The organism is Brevibacillus brevis (assembly GCF_900637055.1).
In the GTDB taxonomy this organism is placed as follows: Bacteria; Bacillota; Bacilli; order Brevibacillales; family Brevibacillaceae; genus Brevibacillus; species Brevibacillus brevis.
Genome location: NZ_LR134338.1, coordinates 6,540,537 through 6,559,199, shown reverse-complemented (window position 1 = coordinate 6,559,199; position 18,663 = coordinate 6,540,537). Strand labels below are relative to the sequence as shown.

Below are 18,663 nucleotides of genomic sequence, written 5' to 3'. Positions count from 1 at the left end.
GCAACTAGGAGAAGGGAGGATACGATGCTAACCCCTGAACGTCATCAACTGATAGTAACTTTAGTGAAAGAAAAAGATATTGTGCGCATTCATGAGCTTGTGGAAGCGACTGGGGCATCGGAATCGACAATCCGGCGAGATTTAAGCGAATTGGAAGAACAGCGCTTGCTTAAACGCGTGCACGGCGGGGCGTCTGTGCTGCAGAGCAAAATCGAAGAGCCGACGATTCTGGAAAAATCGGTCAAACATGAACGGGAGAAACTGGCGATCGCCAAATATGCCGCCAGCTTGATAAAACCACACGACTCGATTTTCATCGATGCGGGAACCACGACGTATCAGATGCTGCCCTATTTACCTTACGACAACATCATGGTTGTTACAAACGGGGTGGACATTGCCCTTCAGCTTATCAAGCGAAACATCAGGACGATCCTGCTGGGCGGAGAATTGAAAGCGGCTACACTGTCGATGGTGGGGCGTGATGCGATCACTGCGCTCAGTCAATACCGATTCGACAAATGCTTTCTCGGGATCAACGGCATTGACCAGCATCACGGTCTGACCACACCTGACCCGGATGAGGCATACGTCAAGCAGCTGGCCTTGCAGTTTTCTGACGAGCGATTTGTCTTGTCCGACTCTGACAAGTTTTCCAGGGTCACCTTTGCCAAAGTGGGAGACCTGCAAGGCATCACGGTAATCACGGATGACGGTTTGAGCCAAGAGGAACAACAAGTTTACGGCAGATTATCAACTCTTAAAGTGGTGAAAGCATGATTTACACAGTAACCCTGAACCCATCGATTGATTACCACTTGTGGATCACTGCTCTGTCGCAAGGAACCATTCATCAGGCGCAAAAAGAATGGAAGGTCGCAGGCGGAAAAGGCATAAATGTATCAAAGGTTCTCCGCATACTCGGGGAAAACAGCACGGCGCTGGGGTTTGTCGGTGGGTTTACGGGAGCGTTTATTCAACAGCAGATCGAGCAAGCCGGCATCTCTCATGACTTGATCCAAATCGAACAGGATTCCAGAATCAATTTAAAAATAAAGGCGCAGACCGAAACGGATATCAGCGGAGTCTCACCGGACATCCCGGATGAAGCGCTCCAAAGGCTGATGCAACAGATCGACAGCTTGCAGAGCGGCGATTATCTGGTACTCGCGGGAAGCGTGCCAAAAAGCTTGCCGTCCGATATGTACCAGACGATCATGAAGCGGCTGCGTGGCAAGGGCGTCCGTATCTTCCTCGACGCAAAAGGGAAAGCGCTTGAAACCGGTTTGTCGGAAGAGCCGTTTCTCATCAAGCCCAATCATCATGAGTTGGGGGAACTGTTTGGGGTGACGATTGCCACACCAGCAGAGGCGATCGATATGGCACGTAAGTCTTTGCAAATGGGCGCACAGAACGTCATCGTGTCGATGGCTGGTCAGGGTGCTGTATTTGTCAATCGGCAAGCGGCTTATCTCGCCCAGATTCCGCAGCGCAAACCAGTCAATTCGATCGGTGCCGGAGACTCGATGGTTGCCGGTTTCCTTTATGGCTATAGGCAGGGAATGGATACGGAAGCCGCGTTTCGTTTTGCTGTAGCTGCGGGGAGCACGACTGCCCTGTCGGAAGGGTTCTGCACACATGAGAAGGTACAAGCATTTCTTCCGGAAATCACAATAACCGCCATTTGATAAAGGGGGTTCAACGATGAATAACGAGATTCGCATTGTCGATTTGTTAAAAGCTGACACGATTCTATTCCCTCTCTCTGCTTCCTCCAAGGAAGCGGTATTAGATGAGTTGATTGAAAAATTGGACGAAGCTGGACGGCTCAACAGCAGGGAAGAGATGAAGCAAGCCATTCTCAAGCGTGAGGCACAAGGCTCCACCGGAATTGGAGAAGGAATTGCCATCCCGCATGCCAAGACAGCAGCAGTCAAAACTCCCAGCATTGCATACGGCTTTTCCAAAGAGGGCGTTGATTTTGACTCGTTGGATAACCAAAAAGCACATCTTTTCTTCATGATTGCGGCTACTGAGGACGCCAATCAAGCCCATCTCGAAACACTGGCGCTGCTTTCCCAGATGCTCATGGACGAAGCATTTCGTCAGGAGCTGACGAGGGCCGAGACGAAGGAACAGGTGCTGGATATTATCACGCGCAAAGAAAAAGAAATCCAGGGCGAAGATGAAAGCGCTGTAGAGGACAAGGAGCAAGAAGAACAACAGGAGAGAGTAGAGAACTCAAAGAAGCAGCCGACCAAAGTAGTCGCGGTAACCGCTTGCCCGACCGGGATTGCCCATACGTACATGGCTGCCGACGCGCTGAAGAAAAAGGCTGCCGAGCTGGGGATTGCCATCAAGGTGGAGACAAACGGTTCCGGAGGCGTGAAAAACAAGCTTTCTTTGCAGGATATTGAAGAAGCGACGGCTGTGATTGTAGCTGCCGACAAGCAGGTGGAGATGGAGCGCTTTGCTGGCAAGATCGTCATTGAAGTGCCGGTTGCGGAAGGGATCCGCAACACCGAAGAACTGCTTCAGCGAGCAGTAGAGCAAAAGGGAAGTGTCTACCGCAATGGCGTGACCAGCTACCAGGACCATATTCAAGAAGCAAAGGCGGAGAAAAAGGCGAAGCAGCCCGCTTTTTACAAGCACCTGATGAATGGCGTGTCCAACATGCTTCCGTTTGTCGTTGGCGGCGGGATTATCATTGCGCTGAGCTTTATGTTTGGGATCAAGGCAGTTGATCCAAACGATCCGTCATTCCATCCGCTGGCCAAAGTTCTGATGGACATCGGCGGAGGAACAGCGTTCCAGCTGATGATTCCGGTACTGGCCGGGTTTATCGCCAAGAGCATCGCTGATCGCCCTGGTTTTGCTCCGGGTATGGTGGGGGGCTTGCTCGCGGCTACATCCGGCTCCGGCTTCCTCGGAGGAATTATCGCAGGGTTCCTGGCCGGGTATATCGTGGTCGGATTGAAAAAATTGTTGGCCGGACTGCCGGAATCGTTAGAAGGCATCAAGCCGATGCTGCTGTATCCGCTGCTTGGAATTTTGCTTACAGGCTTTGTCATGGTGTACGTCGTATCAGAACCGGTTGCCGCGGCCAATGTGGCGCTGGGTGACTGGCTGAAAAACATGGGCACTGGTAACGCCGTTATCCTAGGTGTGATCTTGGGTGCAATGATGGCCTTTGATATGGGTGGCCCTGTCAACAAAGCAGCCTTTACGTTTGGAATTGCAATGATTGCCGAGGGCAACTTCACCCCTCACGCAGCGATTATGGCTGCCGGGATGACTCCGCCGCTCGGAATCGCTTTGGCGACTACGCTGTTCAAGAAGAAATTTACCATGGAAGAGCAGCAGGCGGGCAAAACGGCTTATGTCCTGGGGGCAACCTTCATTACGGAGGGCGCGATCCCGTTTGCCGCGGCTGATCCGACACGCGTCATTCCTTCGCTCGTAGTTGGCTCTGCCGTAGCCGGCGGGTTATCGATGCTGTTTGGATGCACATTGCCTGCCCCTCATGGCGGAATATTCGTTTTGCCGGTAATCGGCAACTGGCCGCTTTACCTTGTTTCCATTCTTGCCGGAACAATAGTTACGGCACTCATGCTAAAAATACTGAAAAAAGACGCGGTAGAGTAAAAGGAGCTGGAACCAGATGTTGACCAATACTTTCACCATTCAAAATCCGACTGGACTGCACGCCCGTCCGGCAACATTATTCGTGCAAAAGGCTACTTCGTTTCCTTGCGTGGTAAACGTGATCAAGGGCACGAAAAAGATCAATGGCAAAAGCATCATGGGCTTGATGACACTGGGTGCGAAGATGGGAGAGCAAATCACCCTTGAGATCACTGGTGAACAGGCGGAGCAAGCAATGGAGGAGCTTGGCAAATTGCTCGAGTCGGTTCACGGGTAACATGACAGGAAGCCCCCCCTCTTGACCCCAGGGGGGCGGCTTCGATAAGGAGCGATTGTAATGCTGCAAAAAGGGATCGCTGCAGCTCCCGGAATCGTGATCGGACGAGCTGTTGTACAAAAGGAAGAGATGGTTCAGTATGAACGACGCATCCTTGACCAAGATGAGGTGGCCGCAGAGCTTGCGCGATTTCGGGAAAGTGTGAGAGCGGCAGATCTAGAGCTCGAGCAGGTCAAGAAGAAGGTCCGCCACGAGATAGGCGAAGAAGAAGCGAGAATCTTTGAAGCCCACCAGCTTTTTTTGCAGGACCCGGAGTTTATTGGTGCCATTGAGGAGAAGCTGGAAAGCGAAAGAGTGAATGCGGAAGCAGCTTTGGAGGAGGTTCGTGACAGCTTTGTCGCCGTTTTTGAAAGCATGGACGACGAGTACATGCGGGAGCGGGCGGCGGATTTGCGCGATGTCAGCCAGCGTCTGCTGAAGAATCTGCTCGGCATACACGATCAGTTGCCAGCGGATTTCGCAGAGCCGGTGGTACTGGTTGTACACGATCTGACGCCATCCGATACGGCACAGTTGGACAGGGAAAAGGTAAAAGGATTTGCAACGAATATAGGCGGCCGCACGTCTCACTCCGCCATCATGGCACGCACCATGGAAATCCCGGCGGTGGTAGGTATGTCGGACATTACAGAGCAGCTGCAAACTGGGGATCTGGTCATTGTCGACGGCCTTGAAGGCGAGGTACACATTCGACCGGACGAAGCTGTCGTCGCAGCCTATGAAGCCAAACAGCAGGCCTACTGGAAACAAAAAGCGGACTGGGCTCGTCTGGTTCATGAAGAAAGTGTTACCGCTGATGGGCACCGCGTGGAATTGGCAGCCAACATCGGGAATCCGCAGGACGCCGTGCAGGCCGTTGAAAACGGCGCCGAGGGGATCGGACTGTTTCGTACCGAATTTCTCTATATGGGGCGGGAGCAGTTCCCCACGGAAGAAGAGCAGTTTGCGGCTTACAAAGCGGTTGCAGAGACCATGGGCAAGGGGCGACCAGTTGTCATTCGAACATTGGACATCGGCGGGGACAAGGAGCTTTCCTACCTCGATCTGCCGAAAGAATTAAATCCGTTTCTAGGCTATCGAGCCATCCGGCTGTGCCTGGACCGCGTGGAACTGTTTAAGACGCAGTTACGCGCTTTGCTCCGAGCAAGTATATACGGCAATATCAAGATCATGTATCCAATGATCGCCACTATAGCCGAGCTGCGTCGAGCGAACCAGATCCTGGAAGAAGTGAAGGCAGAGCTGCGCAACCAAAGCATTTTGTTTAACGATCATTTGGAAGTAGGAATCATGATCGAGGTGCCAGCTGCCGCGATGATCGCAGACCAGCTCGCCAAGGAAGCCGATTTCTTCAGCATCGGGACCAACGATTTGATTCAATATGTGATGGCAGCGGACAGAATGAACGAGCAGGTCGCCTACTTGTACGATCCGTACCATCCCGCCATTTTACGGCTGGTGAATCAGGTAATCAAAGCGGCCCATCAAGAAGGCAAATGGGTCGGCATGTGCGGAGAAATGGCCGGAGAGGAATTGGCGATCCCGATTCTGCTCGGGTTGGGACTGGATGAATTCAGCATGAGTGCCACTTCCGTTCTCCGTGCCCGCCATTTGCTGAGAAAGCTGGATTACAAGTCGCTACAGGAAACAGCACAACACGTCCTCACTCTGGAGAGCGGCGAAGAGGTCAGAGCCTTTATCAAAGAGGAAATTTTGAACAAGCTGTAATGGCCGGTATAATTGGCAAAAGATAAGGCTCCGCCATGATGAGTGGCGGAGCCTTCATTCATCTAAAAACGTCAAACCAACACTACTCTACTACCGCCTCCAACGTCACTTTCACCTTCACAGTCTGCGTAACCGACTCATCTTCCTTAGAAGTAATCGTCACATACAGCGTAACGGTCTCTTCCCCTTCGGCAGGCAGTTCCTTCAAAATTCCCTCGTCATCGATAAAGGTCTCATCAGAGCTCTTCGTCACCTGATAAGTCACATCATCGCTTTCTTCCGGCAGGACAAGCACTGGCTGATCCAGCTCTGTGGTGTTCGCAATCTCAATCTCAAATTGCTCTACGGCTTCTTCAACTACCTTGGACAAGACCGCGTTTTTATTCGATGCCTTAATCATGAAGGATTTCCAAGCCTCGTATTCTTTTACAATCTGCTCACCCTTCGGCTTGCTTTGGTCAACGCTTCGACCGACGAGCTTCAGCTTGTATTTGCCTGGATCGAGCTTCTTCGCTACTTGGCTACCATCGTAGTAGGTACCATCGAGATTAGAGAAGGTGATAGGGCCTGGTGCAATCAGCGCGTAATTGTTGAACACGGATGCGAGAGTTCCGACATATTTATCGTCCATGTCCCATGCCTCAACAGAGATCTGGTTCACGTCTTTGGCTTGCAGCTCTGCTTCGAGTGTGAACGAATCCTCATTGCCATCGCCATCAGGCGTGATTGTCGTATCGGACAGCTTCAGGTTGTCGAAACCGAAGTTGGTATCCTCGCGCTTGTCTCCCACGTGTACAGCAAACGGCAGGCGCAGGTCAGGGTTGCCTTTCGCTTTCAGCAGGACTTCCCCTTCATACACGCCGTCTTTTGCATCGGAGTCAACGGACAGGTTGAGCTCAAATGTGGTCGCATCGCCTTTTTTAGCGGAGATGGAATCTTCGGAGATTTCCACATCGATGTCATCGACATCTGGCGTTTTGGAGCCTGGCTTGTACGGATCTGTCGTAACGGACGGATGCATGATCACTTCTGCTTCGTAAGAAACTTCTTTCTTGGACAGGTTTTTCAGCTGGAGCGTTTTCGTGACGGTATTGCTGCCAGCCTTCAGCAAGCCAAAGGAAACGTTGTCCGCATAGTACGGAATGGTTTTCGGCTCGAAATCTTCGCCCAAAATGGTAAGCTGCTCTACCGTTGTCAGAACAGCAGGTGTTTTCGATGCGGCGTAGCCGTTTACGCGGCCTGCACCTTGGGAGTACACATCGTACAGTGTGCCGTCTGGGCTATACAGCGGTTTTGAGGTGTTCGCGAGCGCTGCCTTGATATCGGCAGGTGTCCAGTCCGGATGTGCCTGTTTCAACAGCAGGGCAAGACCGGAAACGTGCGGAGCCGCCATGCTTGTACCGTTTAGACGTGCGTATGCCTTGTCGTACTTGGCGTCGGGGATCAGCTTGCTCCAAGATGGATAGCTGGACAGAACGGCTACACCTGGCGCAGCCAGATTTGGCTTGATGCTGTAATCGTCGCCCATGATTGGACCGCGTGAGCTAAATCCGGCGATGCGGTCACCCGGATCATTTGTGCTTGGGTAGTTTCCTGAGAACGTAAACGTCAGTGTTTTCGCTTTTTCAGGGTCAGCCAGCAGCTCTTTTGCCAGTGTCCGGCCTTCCAGACCCTTCATGTCAAAGGTAGGGATCGCTTCGATCTGGTCGCCCAGGATCGTGTTGACATAGCCCTCGCGATCACGGATATCCAGATCGGCTTGGCCATCTCCGTCCGCGTCGTTACCGTTAAAGACCACGATCGCGACAGCACCAGCTTTTCGGGCGTTTTCGATTTTTTCCGTGAAGCCGAGAGTACCACGGGATACGAGAGCGACTTTGCCTTTTACATTTACCTTTTCAAAATCGCTGCGAGAGCCAAGGTTGGCATAGACGACTGGCAGCGGTTTGGTTCCGATGATGGAGGCGAAGTTATCCTTTCTGACCTGCCATGCCATCACAGGGAATTCGTAATTGGCTCCGAAGGACGAGGTTGCTGAGCCGTCATATTGCACGGTAGGGGAGTCTACCGCTGCAACTGTGATCGGCAGCCTCGCTCCAGAAGGTGATCCCGCGGTGTAATAATGTCTGCCGCGTTCATCGTCGGCGGAGTTCCCGCCCGATACAACCGTGATCACACCAGACAGTACCGCATTATTTACAGCGATGGCATCTGGAGAGTCAGAGTTCTTCTCCATAGCGGCGCCAAGCGACAGGTTAATAACGTCCATACCGTCTTTCACGGCTTTTTCGATACCGTCGATAACCTGAGCGGAGCTACCGCCTCCTCGGCCCAATACACGGTAGACGTAGAGGTCTGCACCATAGGCAACCCCTTTTACCTGCACGTCGGATGCCCTGTTTTTGGCTCGTCCTACGATGGTGCCGGAGACGTGCGTTCCATGGCTGGAGCCTTCATATCCTGTTCCTTCCCGGTCATCTTCTACAGGGATTGGCGCTTCTTCATAAGGGTCTTTGTCATTGTCGAAGGAGTCATATCCGCCTTTATAGGCATCCTTGAGATCAGGGTGCTTGTAATCAACACCGGTATCGATGACGCCGACCTTCAATCCTTTCCCTGTCAGACCATCCTTCCACATATCGAGAACACCGATTTGTTGGAGAGGGGCCTGATCCCATTTGGTGGACGATTGTTTCTCGCTGATGGCATCAATTTCGGGGAGCTCATAATACGTATTTTGATAAATGCGTTTCACTTGTGGCAGTTCAGCCAGTTCTTCCAACTCGTCGGCGGACACCGTTACTTCCATGCCGTTGAATACATGCTCAAACTTGCGCTTTACCTTCAGTTTGACCTTGTTGTCTTTTGCTTCATCGAGGAAAGATTCTTGCTCCTCCTCTACTTTTGCTCGCAACGATCTAACGGAAGATTCTGAACCTTCTTCATGTTTAGCTACAATCGAAGGCTCGCTGTTCAGCTCAATAATGACACTCACATTTTTGCTGGAACTGGTGTTCAACAGAGGAGAGATTTTTGAGATTTCGGAGCCAAGCTCTACTTCCGCATTGGTATATTCGTTTACTTTTTCCCAATCCTGTTCGCTAAACTCCGCCGCTGCCAGTGCATTGTAAGGAAGGCCACTCAGCATGAGTGATGCTGCAAGCGTAAGAGAAGCGAGAGTACGCATCTTCTTCATCAGTCCACTCTCCTTAAAAAAGTATGTATAAGACGATTTGCATAAGTATTTCTCTTCTCGTAAAACTACTCCTTTTACTGGGAAAATACTTTTTATCGAGCAGATTCGTCAAATATAGACAGAATTAACTGTAATTTCAATCGAATAAAAAAGAATAAGGTAATTATTTGTTGTTTTTTGCCAAATCATTTTCTATATTTTTCATAAGACATAAGTCAGGAGAGGGTAATCGATGATCAAGTTGAAAGATATCGGGAGTTTCGAAGAGCTGCCAGAAATCGCGATGCATATTTATCAAGGAAATATCCCGGCTTTACAAGATGCGATTGCGGCCGGATGGGATATAGAAAAGGGCATCGTGCTTAGCAAATATACGACGCTAAGCCCGTTGGATCTGGCGATTTTATCAGAGAAGCTAGAAGTTGTTAAGCTGCTGGTAGAGCATGGCGTTAATTTGAATGTCAAAAATAATCCAGCTTTTTTGATGGCCGTACGCTATTGCACGGAAGAGCTCGTTCGTTATGTTGTAGCGCAAGGCGCCAAGCTGGACATGGTCAATCAGGTGCGCTCAGGCGCTTATTCGGAGGCTTACTATGGCAACAAAAAGAACATCCCGCTCATTCAAGAGCTGGGACTGGATATAAGACTTCATGGCGGCGATGTATTGCGTAAAGCCGTGTCGGATCATGACCTTACGACCACGGCCTATTTGCTCGATCATGGGGTGGACATCAATTATAACAAACCGAATATGGTGTATCCGTATCAAGCGACCCCATTAACAGTTGCCACGCGCTTGGGGAATGCCGCCATGGTCAAGTATTTGGTTGAACGCGGTGCGGACGTTATGGTAGCGGAAAGGGGTGGCGAGCGGCCTTATACCATCGCGGTCAGCAACAAAGATACGGAGTTGGCTGCGTATTTGAAATCGCTGGAACCTGCCGAGCTGCATGATGTGGAGAACAGAAAGTACGAGCTGCAAAAATTTAAGCTGACCGAAGAACTGATTGGCTTCCTTACCAGAGAAGAGCTGCGTCTTGAGCTGGCGGAGAATGAGTATGACATTGGGTACATCGACTTTTTCACATTGACCGATACGATTGAAATGAAAATCGGTCGGCAAAAGCTGCTGCGTTTGTCTGCCGAAATCGACAACTACTCCCATCTGCACCTTGTGTGGAATCCGAAGAAAAAAGGTAGCATAGGCTGCTATGATGAGGAGCATAAGGAGTATGCGGACTTGTGCAGTTTTACAGAGTTCCTCGCGCAGCCGGAGGTGTACCTGATCAAGTTTATGGAAGGCGAACTAGATTCGATGTAAAAGGGAAAGATCACTCGGGCCCTCGATAATTCGGGGGCTTGACAGTAAAATTTATCCAATGGTAAGATCGTGAGCAAGAAACGAAAGGAGGAGGATTCCAACATGTTCGCATACGTAACTAAGCATGAAACAAAACCATGTAGCGATAAAATCCAACTCCATAGGTGTGCCTTTTACGCGATTGCGTTGTGTAAGAGTGAGCCAACTCCGTTTCCCATAGGCTGTTGATAACGCCCTTGTGATAACACAATAGCTCCCAAGCGTAAAGGCTGCGATTCCATGCTGCGTTTTTTCATCCAGGAAGGACGAAATCAGCATGATAGCGGCTTTTTCTATTGGCAAATAAAGAACGTATGTTCCTATAAAACGAATAAAGGTGGTCTTCTATTGAGCAACACACCCATTAAATATTTCATCAATCCGGAAGTAAAAGTAGAAAACAATGCGGTAGAGGAGCTGCATCGACTTTTAGAGGTGAATGAAACAATTGCAACGCTGCAAAAGCATTCACCCGATTATTTTGACGATCCCAATACCGGGGTTTTGGAAGTAGCCATTACGCCCGATTTTCACAAAGGAAGCGGCATTCCTGTAGGCACGACGCTGTTTACGCGTGGGTTTGTGCTGCCGCAAGCGATTGGCAACGATATTAATTGCGGGATGCGTCTGTATGTCACGGATTTGTCCGAGGAGCAGATTCACACAAATCTGGATGCCATTGAACGGAATGTGCGCCATGTTTTTTTCGAAGGGGGCCGCAATATTCCCATGACGCGGCAGATGCGGGAAAAAATGTTCAAGGAAGGCCTGATCGGCATACTGGACAGCCACAAGGAAGCGAATGGCGAGGGAATTTGGCGCTATTACAACGAGAAGCAGCAGGAGCTGGATTTGAACCATGTCAATAAAATGGGGTCTTTTATCGCGGAATCGACGATTGGACTCGATGACTTTCTCGGCCCTGCCGAGCTTTCCCGGGATGCACAAATCGGCTCGCTTGGTGGCGGGAATCATTTTTTTGAGATTCAGGTGGTCAAAAAAGTGCATCAGGGCTCTATCGCCAGTCAGTGGGGGCTAAAAGAAGGGCAAGTTGTCCTTATGATTCATACCGGCTCTGTTTCCATTGGTTATAACAGCGGTGCATGGATCAAAGAGATGCTGAAAAGGATGTACCCGACTTCCTTAAAGCACCCGGATAACGGCATGTATCCACTGCCTCTTTCGGAGCGTTTCGAACCGCAGTGGAAAATGTTTTGGAGTCTCCTGCACAATGCGGCGAACTTTGCGTTTGCCAATCGATTGATGCTGGGCCTAATGATGTACAAATCGATTTCCGATGTGTTGGGCGATTTTGAACATAAGCTGTTGTACGATGCGCCTCATAATTATTTGTGGGAGGAGCAGCTGGAGCAGATGGGCGGATTTTTGCATCGAAAAGGGTCTTGTACGGCAAAATCGGCCGAGCAAATGATGGGCACGCCGTTTCAGTATACGGGCGAACCTGTGTTTATCCCTGGTTCCATGGGATCGCACAGCTTTATTTTGGCGGGGTTAGGGAATCGGGAAAGTCTGTTTAGCGCAAGCCATGGTGCAGGTCGTGCACTTTCTCGCGGCGATGCTGTGAAAGTGGACGATGACAGATTTCGCGAGTTTCTTGCTAACTTCCGCGTGATCAATCCGATTGACCCGAAGCGGGCGGACTTGCGCGGACGGAGCGATATTTTGAAAAAATGGGAGGAAGAGCTGAAAAAAGAGGCGCCTTATGCCTATAAAGATATTACTCCGGTGATTCAGTCGCATGTGGATCATGGTATGGCTGAGATTGTGGCTGAGGTGGCGCCGATTGCTACGGTAAAAGGATAAAGGAAATAGAAGCAGGGGCGATCCCTTAGTCATTTTCATGACTTTTTAGGGAAAGCCCCTTTTCCTATACCCCATTGCTCACTTTTTAGGTAGCACTTCGAAAGCTAATAACTGAGTGGTTTGTGTACTTGCAAAGTTGTTATCTGAAACCAGAACCAAGCTGTCGTGCCCGTTCGGAAGCTTGGGTCCCCACGTTATTCCTTCGATGTTATCGATATGCCGTAGACCTGATTTGGATAAATCGAGGACCAGCCGTTTTTTAACGGGAGTGATATTCTTTCCAAGTAACAAATCGAGATTGGAAATGTCGGTGGCACCTGTTGTATCAATCTCATATACACGAACATGGAATTTGAAGGTTCCATCTGCTCCTTCAACTCCGGCACGTTCTGTAAGCAAGAGTTGATGATTATTGACAGCGAGAATGCTCGTTACGCCATTATCCGCATACTTTCCAGGACCCGGTTTTGCAGGGATGGCATCAACCGGATAGGCATATTGAGCTTTCATATTTCCATTGCGATCATATTGCGTTATACGCGAGAGCGACCCAGCGTTTACCGTTGGGAGTCCCCCATCCTGATAGACAGCGTTCTCCATGGAAACCCAAAGCGATGAACCGTCTGGCGAAAAGCTGAGACCTTCAAAGGTTTGGTTTTGGCGAGGTCCGATTTCGAGCTTTGGATTCATAGTGAATAGCTTTGACGCCGGGAACGAAGATAAATACTTCCCATCTCTGGACGCATGCTTAACAGATGGATTCATGCCATGTGATCGGCTGCCTTCCGTCGTATACCAGATGGTTCCATCCTTGGGGTCTACCGCGATGTCTTCCAAATCCGGGATTTCTCCACCTTGCGTTGCGAATTGCTTTTGATTGGGATAATAGCTTCCATTTGGCTGCTTTAAAAATGTTACACCTGATAGCTGAACCGGTTGAAACTGTTTATGATCGTAGGCTAATTTTGCTTGGTAGAATCGCGCAGGGTTGTTATCAGACCGATCATCACTGATGATGAGCCACTGTCCTTGTTTTGGATCATAATGAATACCTGAAAGTCCTCCAATAGTCGTTCCTTCAAATTGCTGGCCATATGGAATGGTTTGTTCTCCAATGAAGGAAAGGCTGCCTACAGAACGTGCTTTACCATTATGGACATTAGCTGAATTCGTACCGGAAGCATGGGTTTGACCGTAACCGAAAAGGATCGAGAGTACGAGTGACGCCGTTAGCGTATACATCCATTTTTTCATACGAAGTCTCCTTTTAAAGCTGCTGCTTGTTTCTTGTACGATCCTATCACGCTTATATTGAGAAATGACTTTTCCCATGTTAAGGAAGTGTAAGGGAATGAACAGTGGATATTGCAAAAAAATATGGGAGGGAACAACATGAATAAAAACTTCTTGAGTCAGGTCCTCGGCTTCGGTGGATTTGTGGGAAAATAAAAAAGAGACCGTTCAAAATGAAACGGTCTCCTCTTGTACTTCACTCACGAAGGCATGCGTATTCCCTTCTGTGTCTTTAAAGAAGGTCATCCACGTTTCCGTTTGCCCCATTTTGGCTACGAGATGTGGCTCGTCGATAAACGTTACGTCCCTACTTTTTAACTCTTCAAAAGCAGTTTGAATGTCATCTACTTGAAAGTAAATGACGGAGCTGGCGTGTGCAAATTGCTCTTTTTCCGGCAGGCTCAGCATGAGGCGAAGTCCGTTACATTCAAAGAACGCCATGTTGCCTGTCTGAAACAAAAGAGGGAGCCCAAGCTGCTCTTTGTAAAAATGGACGGCTTTTTCCAGGTTTTTGACAGGGATGCCGATTTGCCCTACTTTTTGAATCAGGTTCGTGTTCATGATTAAATCCCCCATTTGTTCACGTATCCACTTCAGGATAGACGAATCCAATGATTATTTCTTATCCAAAATCACTTTTTTTCTGAATTGCAGTGGAGAAACGCCGACATGCTGCTTAAACATTTTGCTAAAGGAAACGGGGTTACTGAATCCAAGTTCAAAGGCGATGTCTGTCATACTGAAGTCCAGCTTGGCTAACAGCTGCTTGGCTCGTTGTATCCGGTATTCCGAAATATGCTGGTGGGGCGTTTTGCCATACACTTGGGCGTACGCTCGCAGCAAATGGTTAGGAGACAGACAAGCAATCTGTGCGATCTCATCGAGCCTGATAGGTTGATCATAAAAAGCGCGTATATAATCATGGGCGGTACTGATTCTTCGATAGAGTTCTTCGCGAGTCGATTGTCGAAGCGCGTGCAAAGCGTCCATTTCTTTTCTTACATCGAACTGTCCGAGCAATAGGGTCCGCATAATCTGGTGAAATTGTTCTTCATAACCGATGGAGTCCCGTTCAAGGAAGGTGAGACTCTCTTTCAAAGTCGCTAACTGAAAAGCCAGTGTATGGCTCGTATGATAGGTTTTTTCAAAGAAACCGATCGAAGCCGTTTCCTTATAAGGATCACTGAGAAGTCGATCCGTTGAATCTACGAGCGTGCTTAACATCTCCTCGCCAAAACCATGCTTGAAGAAAATACAAAACGATTCTACATCCTCCGCTTCCTCGATGGAAATGGTATACTCCCCTTCGTTCAGCAAGAGATACCTGCCCTCTTCCACAGCAAAAAAGCCTTTACTTGTCTTGTAATGCGCTCTTCCATTACGAAATGTTTTAATGGAAAGCTGCCCATCCCCTTCCCAGTAAAATTGCTTGCTTTTTGCCTGGAGAACATAGTTCCTGGAAGGTTTGTCGGTCATTTTAAAATATCCTGCAGCGTCTTATCGATATGGGCAAAGCGAAACTGGTACCCTTCACGCTCAAGCCTTTCTGGAATAACCCAGCGGCTTTTTAACACCAGCTCTGTTTCCGTTCCGATTATCATGGCCCCCATTTCCAGCATCCATTTGGGAGAAGGCAGTCCGAAGCTCCGATTCATCACGTTGCGAAAATGCTGCATGAATTCACGGTTTGTGACGGGATGGGGAGAAGAACAATTGAATACGCCGCTTAAGTCAGTTCTCTCCTTCAAAAAGAGAATGATCTGGAAGATATCTTCGACATGAATCCAGCTAAAACGCTGATTGCCAGACCCTTGTACACCCCCGAGTCCAAAGCGAACGAGATTTTTGTATGGATCGATAACCCCGCCGTTTTCGCCCAGCACGATCGCCATACGTAAGGCTACTTGTCTCGTATGCGGCAAATCAAAGGAAAAGAAGGCAGCTTCCCATTGCTTGGCGACGTCGACGGAAAAGCCTGTTCCAATCTCCCCTGTTGCTTCTGTCATGGGGCGATCCTCTGCATGCCTGTAAATCGTGGCCGTACTGGAATTGATCCAGAGTAAAGGAGGGTTTTTGCAGGCAAGAACAGCATTGCCAAGTATGTGAGTGGTCTCTGTCCGAGAATTCAGGATTTCTTCCTTGTTCTTTTCATGGTAACGACAGTTGACGGATTTGCCCGCCAGATTGATGAGCAGCTCGGAATCTTCCAAAGCTTCCACGATTTTCGCGTGATTGTCCCACGTTATATGAGGGGAAGTTCTTGCGATGATCCTTACTTCGTAGCCAAGTTGATTGAATTTGTCTGCCAGATACTTGCCGATAAAGCCAGTGCCGCCAGCCAGGATGACTTTCTTTTTCATAAGATCAACTCGCTTCCATCGGTGTCGAATTTCTTACAATAATTGTAACATAATGCGAAGTGGCGGCAGTAAAAAAGCTCTTCACCCAAAATGGGGAGAGCTATTATTTATTAGCTAAAATTTGAAAAGTCGGTATGCCAGTTAGATTTCGATAGCATGCAGTGTTTGGAAACAAGGGAGCGTGAAAAATTCCAATCATTTTGGCGCAGGTGATCCAGCGATGTTTTCGCAGTCATAAATTGATAGCCGGCGATATATCCCGTGATAAACTCGCTCCAGCTGTTATAGGCTTGTTGCGCTTGTCTCACAGCCTGTAGCTTAAACTGCCGAGCTTCCTCTTTGCTGATATAGCCGCCTTCCCATCTCGTACCACTTAAGTAGGAGACCCAGGCATAATCATAGGCGGCAATCCCTTCATCTGGGAGTCTTCGCAGATAGTAATGAACGATCTTTGCCTTGCCGACGCGATCCTGATCTGGTTCCAGAGAGTTGATATATTCCACTCGTCCTGACTCTGATAACGCTGATAAAAAATGGTGAAGCCGGGCAAATTCTTTCCGCTCGCCTTCTTTTAGCATCCACGATAGTCTCTCTTTCTGACTCGCGGCGTCTCTTATTCCCCGTTTGCTATAGTTATCTTTTATTTCGATGTAGACCGTATCTGCCCCAATCCCAATAGCTGAATGCATACTGCAGGTAAAGAAGTGAAATTGTTTTTCCTTTTTACGCTTGAATGTGAACATGTATGAAAAAGTTCACTCCTTGTTAATAGACTCGAGTGATGATATACAGATTGTACAGTGACCCAAAGAAGTAACGACACAAGACCAAAAGAATCAGCCCATAGAAATAGATCTCCAACGGCGGGCTCGGACTTGGGATCGTCGGGATCGTCAAATACTTTACCTCAATTATTTGATTCTGATTGAGCTTGTTGAAATCGAACAAAGGAGTCAGTTCCAAATGCTGTAACATTTTCTTTGTGTCCATCAGTACCTTAGGCGGTATATCCATTACTTGGCCCATTTCAAAATCTAAGATTCCGGTTTTTTCAATCTCGATCGTACTATGCTTCGTAATGACGAGGATGGGGGTATCGCCCAAGTAGCCGATTTTTACGTAACCTGAAGGAGTAATTTTTCCTATGTCTCCGGTTTCATTAAGCGTCAAATAATTTTCGTATGTCGTGTAGCTATTTCCGTCTTTATCTGTTTTCGTATATTGATAGATGTCTAGACTACGGAGATTCGTTAGCTTGGCCTGAACGAATTGGTTGGGTCCAATCTGTTTCAAAGCCTCTGGCGATGATAATTTGACCAGTCCATTCTGATGAAGCTCTACATTGGAAATGGGAGCGGACTTCGTATGATCTACATATGCGTTGTATAGAAGAGATTGAAAAAGCATGATGAGAGCAAGGGTCACCGTAGCTACGGCTACTTGAAAATGAATGGCTGGCATTATTTGTTTATTCAAGCCTTTCCGTTCTCCCAGCTCCAAAGTCAATTGCTGCAAGGCATGCTCCCTTTCTTTGGCTGGCAGCTTCTTGACTTGTTTCAGCATGTTTCCACGAATCTGGGTGAGCAAAATGAGCGCCTCGTAATCGTGTGGACTGGCTGCGAGCAGCTGTTCAAATGTGACTTTTGCCTGAGCTTCATTACCCAGCTTCAGCTGACACTTTCCGAGCAGGCTTAGTGCTTCCTGATGGTTTGGAAGTTGAGACAGGATGTACTCGCATTCCTTCTGAGCCTCGGTGACATGTTGTTCGTGGTACCATATGTAGGCTCGAGCCAGATAGCTGTCGATATCGTCTGGCTGAATGCTGATGATTCGGGAATAAGCGTCGAGTGCACCATCCGTGTCACCGATTCGCTGGCAATACTCTCCCTGGAGGCGAAGCAATTCGGGGTCATCGGCAAATAAGGCAATAGCCGCATTAAGTGAGTTGCTTGCTTGCTCCAGTTGATTTTCTTTCAAGGCTTGATAAGCTGCATCGCGGTAAGACAAGAATATATCACGATCGAGATGGGGCGCCGCAAGCAAAGTGTCAAAACGCAATCCTGGATCGTCTAGCTGCTTCAAATAGTATTGGCAAAAATTTTTCGAGTGCTTGTCCATATAAAAAGGCTCTTGAATAAGCTCCCGCCATTGAAAGCCATCCTCTAGTATTAACCAGACGCTTTTGGGCAAATGATGGTGCTCGTGCAGAAAGTGAAACAGGCGATCACTGACGATTCTTCTCAGATGTATATTCCATACTAAGTCAGAACGGAGCAGCTTTGTCCAATTTTCAGGATTGATTCTGGAAGGGAAATCGTCGTACAAAGCTTTTACTTGCTCCATAAAAGTGTCTATCTGTACAACTGGATCATTGCGATCTGGTGCGGTGTCAATATGTTGAAAGGACAGCCGACGATGAACAGTGAGGATGGGAGTATCCTCTTCCAGTTGTATAGGGGTTTCTGCATCGGCTATGGATGTCACTTCTGCCTTTGGTTTTCTCTGGCCCTTCTTCGCCATTTTAATGGCCATATCGTATGCTTCTCGCAGTTGCTGGTAGCCCTCCGGATCATCTTCCGGGTGATGCAGCTTCAGCTTTTTCGCGTAGGCTTTTTTAATCGTCGAAATATCTTCGGTAGGATCAATGTCCAGTATCCTCCAAATATTCACAAGTCGTCACGCCACCTTTTACGTGTGATTCATCTGCTGTTTCATGATTATAATCTACTGAGGATAATTTTAACTATGATGGAAAAATAAAAAAGACGCAGACCTTCTTTTCTTGTGAGAAGAAGATCCGCGTCTTGGAAGCTTTCGGTCAGCAGGCCGCATTAACAACAGAACTGCATTGTATAGAGTATCTTTAATTTGAGATAACCGTCACTAATACGACGATTTTCATAGGTGCCATTCCTTTTTG

Annotated in this window: 14 protein-coding genes; 7 read left to right on the top strand and 7 right to left on the bottom strand. The window is 48.5% G+C overall.

What is annotated here, in order from left to right:
* The first annotated feature begins 24 nt into the window (after positions 1-24).
* Genes EL268_RS31660 through ptsP form a run of 5 tightly spaced genes read left to right on the top strand, consistent with a single transcriptional unit; the run spans position 25 to position 5,710 of the window.
* Positions 25-780, top strand: coding sequence for a DeoR/GlpR family DNA-binding transcription regulator (locus tag EL268_RS31660; protein WP_106657324.1), 756 nt, complete (start codon positions 25-27; stop codon positions 778-780).
* Complete coding sequence (gene pfkB / locus EL268_RS31655; RefSeq protein ID WP_106657323.1) at positions 777-1,688, top strand: 1-phosphofructokinase; 912 nt, start codon at positions 777-779, stop codon at positions 1,686-1,688. Before EL268_RS31660 ends, pfkB begins: the two co-directional genes overlap by 4 nt.
* A gap of 16 nt (positions 1,689-1,704) precedes the next feature.
* Complete coding sequence (locus tag EL268_RS31650; protein ID WP_106657322.1) at positions 1,705-3,645, top strand: PTS fructose transporter subunit IIABC; 1,941 nt, start codon at positions 1,705-1,707, stop codon at positions 3,643-3,645.
* A gap of 16 nt (positions 3,646-3,661) precedes the next feature.
* Positions 3,662-3,922, top strand: a complete 261-nt coding sequence (locus tag EL268_RS31645; protein ID WP_106657321.1) for an HPr family phosphocarrier protein — start codon at positions 3,662-3,664, stop codon at positions 3,920-3,922.
* Positions 3,923-3,982: 60 nt separating this feature from the next.
* On the top strand, positions 3,983-5,710 hold the full coding sequence (gene ptsP / locus EL268_RS31640) for a phosphoenolpyruvate--protein phosphotransferase (RefSeq protein ID WP_106657320.1): 1,728 nt from the start codon (positions 3,983-3,985) through the stop codon (positions 5,708-5,710).
* Between the two features lie 82 nt (positions 5,711-5,792).
* On the opposite strand, the gene EL268_RS31635 is transcribed toward ptsP, so the two are convergent.
* On the bottom strand, positions 5,793-8,906 hold the full coding sequence (locus tag EL268_RS31635; RefSeq protein WP_106657319.1) for a S8 family serine peptidase: 3,114 nt from the start codon (positions 8,904-8,906) through the stop codon (positions 5,793-5,795).
* 232 nt (positions 8,907-9,138) lie between these two features.
* Here EL268_RS31635 and EL268_RS31630 point away from each other — a divergent pair, with 232 nt between their 5' ends.
* Together EL268_RS31630 and EL268_RS31625 are read left to right on the top strand one after the other, a co-directional pair.
* The gene (locus EL268_RS31630; protein ID WP_106657318.1) at positions 9,139-10,227 is read left to right on the top strand and encodes an ankyrin repeat domain-containing protein; all 1,089 of its coding nucleotides are present in this window, start codon (positions 9,139-9,141) and stop codon (positions 10,225-10,227) included.
* Between the two features lie 387 nt (positions 10,228-10,614).
* Positions 10,615-12,090, top strand: coding sequence for an RtcB family protein (locus EL268_RS31625; protein WP_106657335.1), 1,476 nt, complete (start codon positions 10,615-10,617; stop codon positions 12,088-12,090).
* A gap of 78 nt (positions 12,091-12,168) precedes the next feature.
* Here EL268_RS31625 and EL268_RS31620 read toward each other — a convergent pair whose 3' ends face one another.
* From EL268_RS31620 to EL268_RS31595, 6 genes are all read right to left on the bottom strand, one after another.
* On the bottom strand, positions 12,169-13,344 hold the full coding sequence (locus EL268_RS31620; RefSeq protein WP_106657317.1) for an esterase-like activity of phytase family protein: 1,176 nt from the start codon (positions 13,342-13,344) through the stop codon (positions 12,169-12,171).
* A 207-nt stretch (positions 13,345-13,551) separates the two neighbouring features.
* Complete coding sequence (locus EL268_RS31615) at positions 13,552-13,944, bottom strand: VOC family protein (RefSeq protein WP_106657316.1); 393 nt, start codon at positions 13,942-13,944, stop codon at positions 13,552-13,554.
* A gap of 54 nt (positions 13,945-13,998) precedes the next feature.
* Positions 13,999-14,859, bottom strand: coding sequence for a helix-turn-helix domain-containing protein (locus EL268_RS31610; RefSeq protein WP_106657315.1), 861 nt, complete (start codon positions 14,857-14,859; stop codon positions 13,999-14,001).
* The gene (locus EL268_RS31605; protein ID WP_106657314.1) at positions 14,856-15,743 is read right to left on the bottom strand and encodes a TIGR01777 family oxidoreductase; all 888 of its coding nucleotides are present in this window, start codon (positions 15,741-15,743) and stop codon (positions 14,856-14,858) included. Before EL268_RS31605 ends, EL268_RS31610 begins: the two co-directional genes overlap by 4 nt.
* 110 nt (positions 15,744-15,853) lie before the next feature.
* The gene (locus EL268_RS31600) at positions 15,854-16,486 is read right to left on the bottom strand and encodes a DUF1266 domain-containing protein (RefSeq protein WP_106657313.1); all 633 of its coding nucleotides are present in this window, start codon (positions 16,484-16,486) and stop codon (positions 15,854-15,856) included.
* 22 nt (positions 16,487-16,508) lie between these two features.
* Complete coding sequence (locus EL268_RS31595) at positions 16,509-18,413, bottom strand: tetratricopeptide repeat protein (RefSeq protein WP_106657312.1); 1,905 nt, start codon at positions 18,411-18,413, stop codon at positions 16,509-16,511.
* Positions 18,414-18,663: the final 250 nt, after the last annotated feature.

Excerpts from the sequence above, each read along its gene's own strand:
- EL268_RS31660 (WP_106657324.1), top strand. The coding sequence starts at position 25 with ATGCTAACCCCTGAACGTCATCAACTGATAGTAACTTTAGTGAAAGAA.
- pfkB (WP_106657323.1), top strand. The coding sequence starts at position 777 with ATGATTTACACAGTAACCCTGAACCCATCGATTGATTACCACTTGTGG.
- EL268_RS31650 (WP_106657322.1), top strand. The coding sequence starts at position 1,705 with ATGAATAACGAGATTCGCATTGTCGATTTGTTAAAAGCTGACACGATT.
- EL268_RS31645 (WP_106657321.1), top strand. The coding sequence starts at position 3,662 with ATGTTGACCAATACTTTCACCATTCAAAATCCGACTGGACTGCACGCC.
- ptsP (WP_106657320.1), top strand. The coding sequence starts at position 3,983 with ATGCTGCAAAAAGGGATCGCTGCAGCTCCCGGAATCGTGATCGGACGA.
- EL268_RS31635 (WP_106657319.1), bottom strand. The coding sequence starts at position 8,906 with ATGAAGAAGATGCGTACTCTCGCTTCTCTTACGCTTGCAGCATCACTC.
- EL268_RS31630 (WP_106657318.1), top strand. The coding sequence starts at position 9,139 with ATGATCAAGTTGAAAGATATCGGGAGTTTCGAAGAGCTGCCAGAAATC.
- EL268_RS31620 (WP_106657317.1), bottom strand. The coding sequence starts at position 13,344 with ATGAAAAAATGGATGTATACGCTAACGGCGTCACTCGTACTCTCGATC.
- EL268_RS31615 (WP_106657316.1), bottom strand. The coding sequence starts at position 13,944 with ATGAACACGAACCTGATTCAAAAAGTAGGGCAAATCGGCATCCCTGTC.
- EL268_RS31610 (WP_106657315.1), bottom strand. The coding sequence starts at position 14,859 with ATGACCGACAAACCTTCCAGGAACTATGTTCTCCAGGCAAAAAGCAAG.
- EL268_RS31605 (WP_106657314.1), bottom strand. The coding sequence starts at position 15,743 with ATGAAAAAGAAAGTCATCCTGGCTGGCGGCACTGGCTTTATCGGCAAG.
- EL268_RS31600 (WP_106657313.1), bottom strand. The coding sequence starts at position 16,486 with ATGTTCACATTCAAGCGTAAAAAGGAAAAACAATTTCACTTCTTTACC.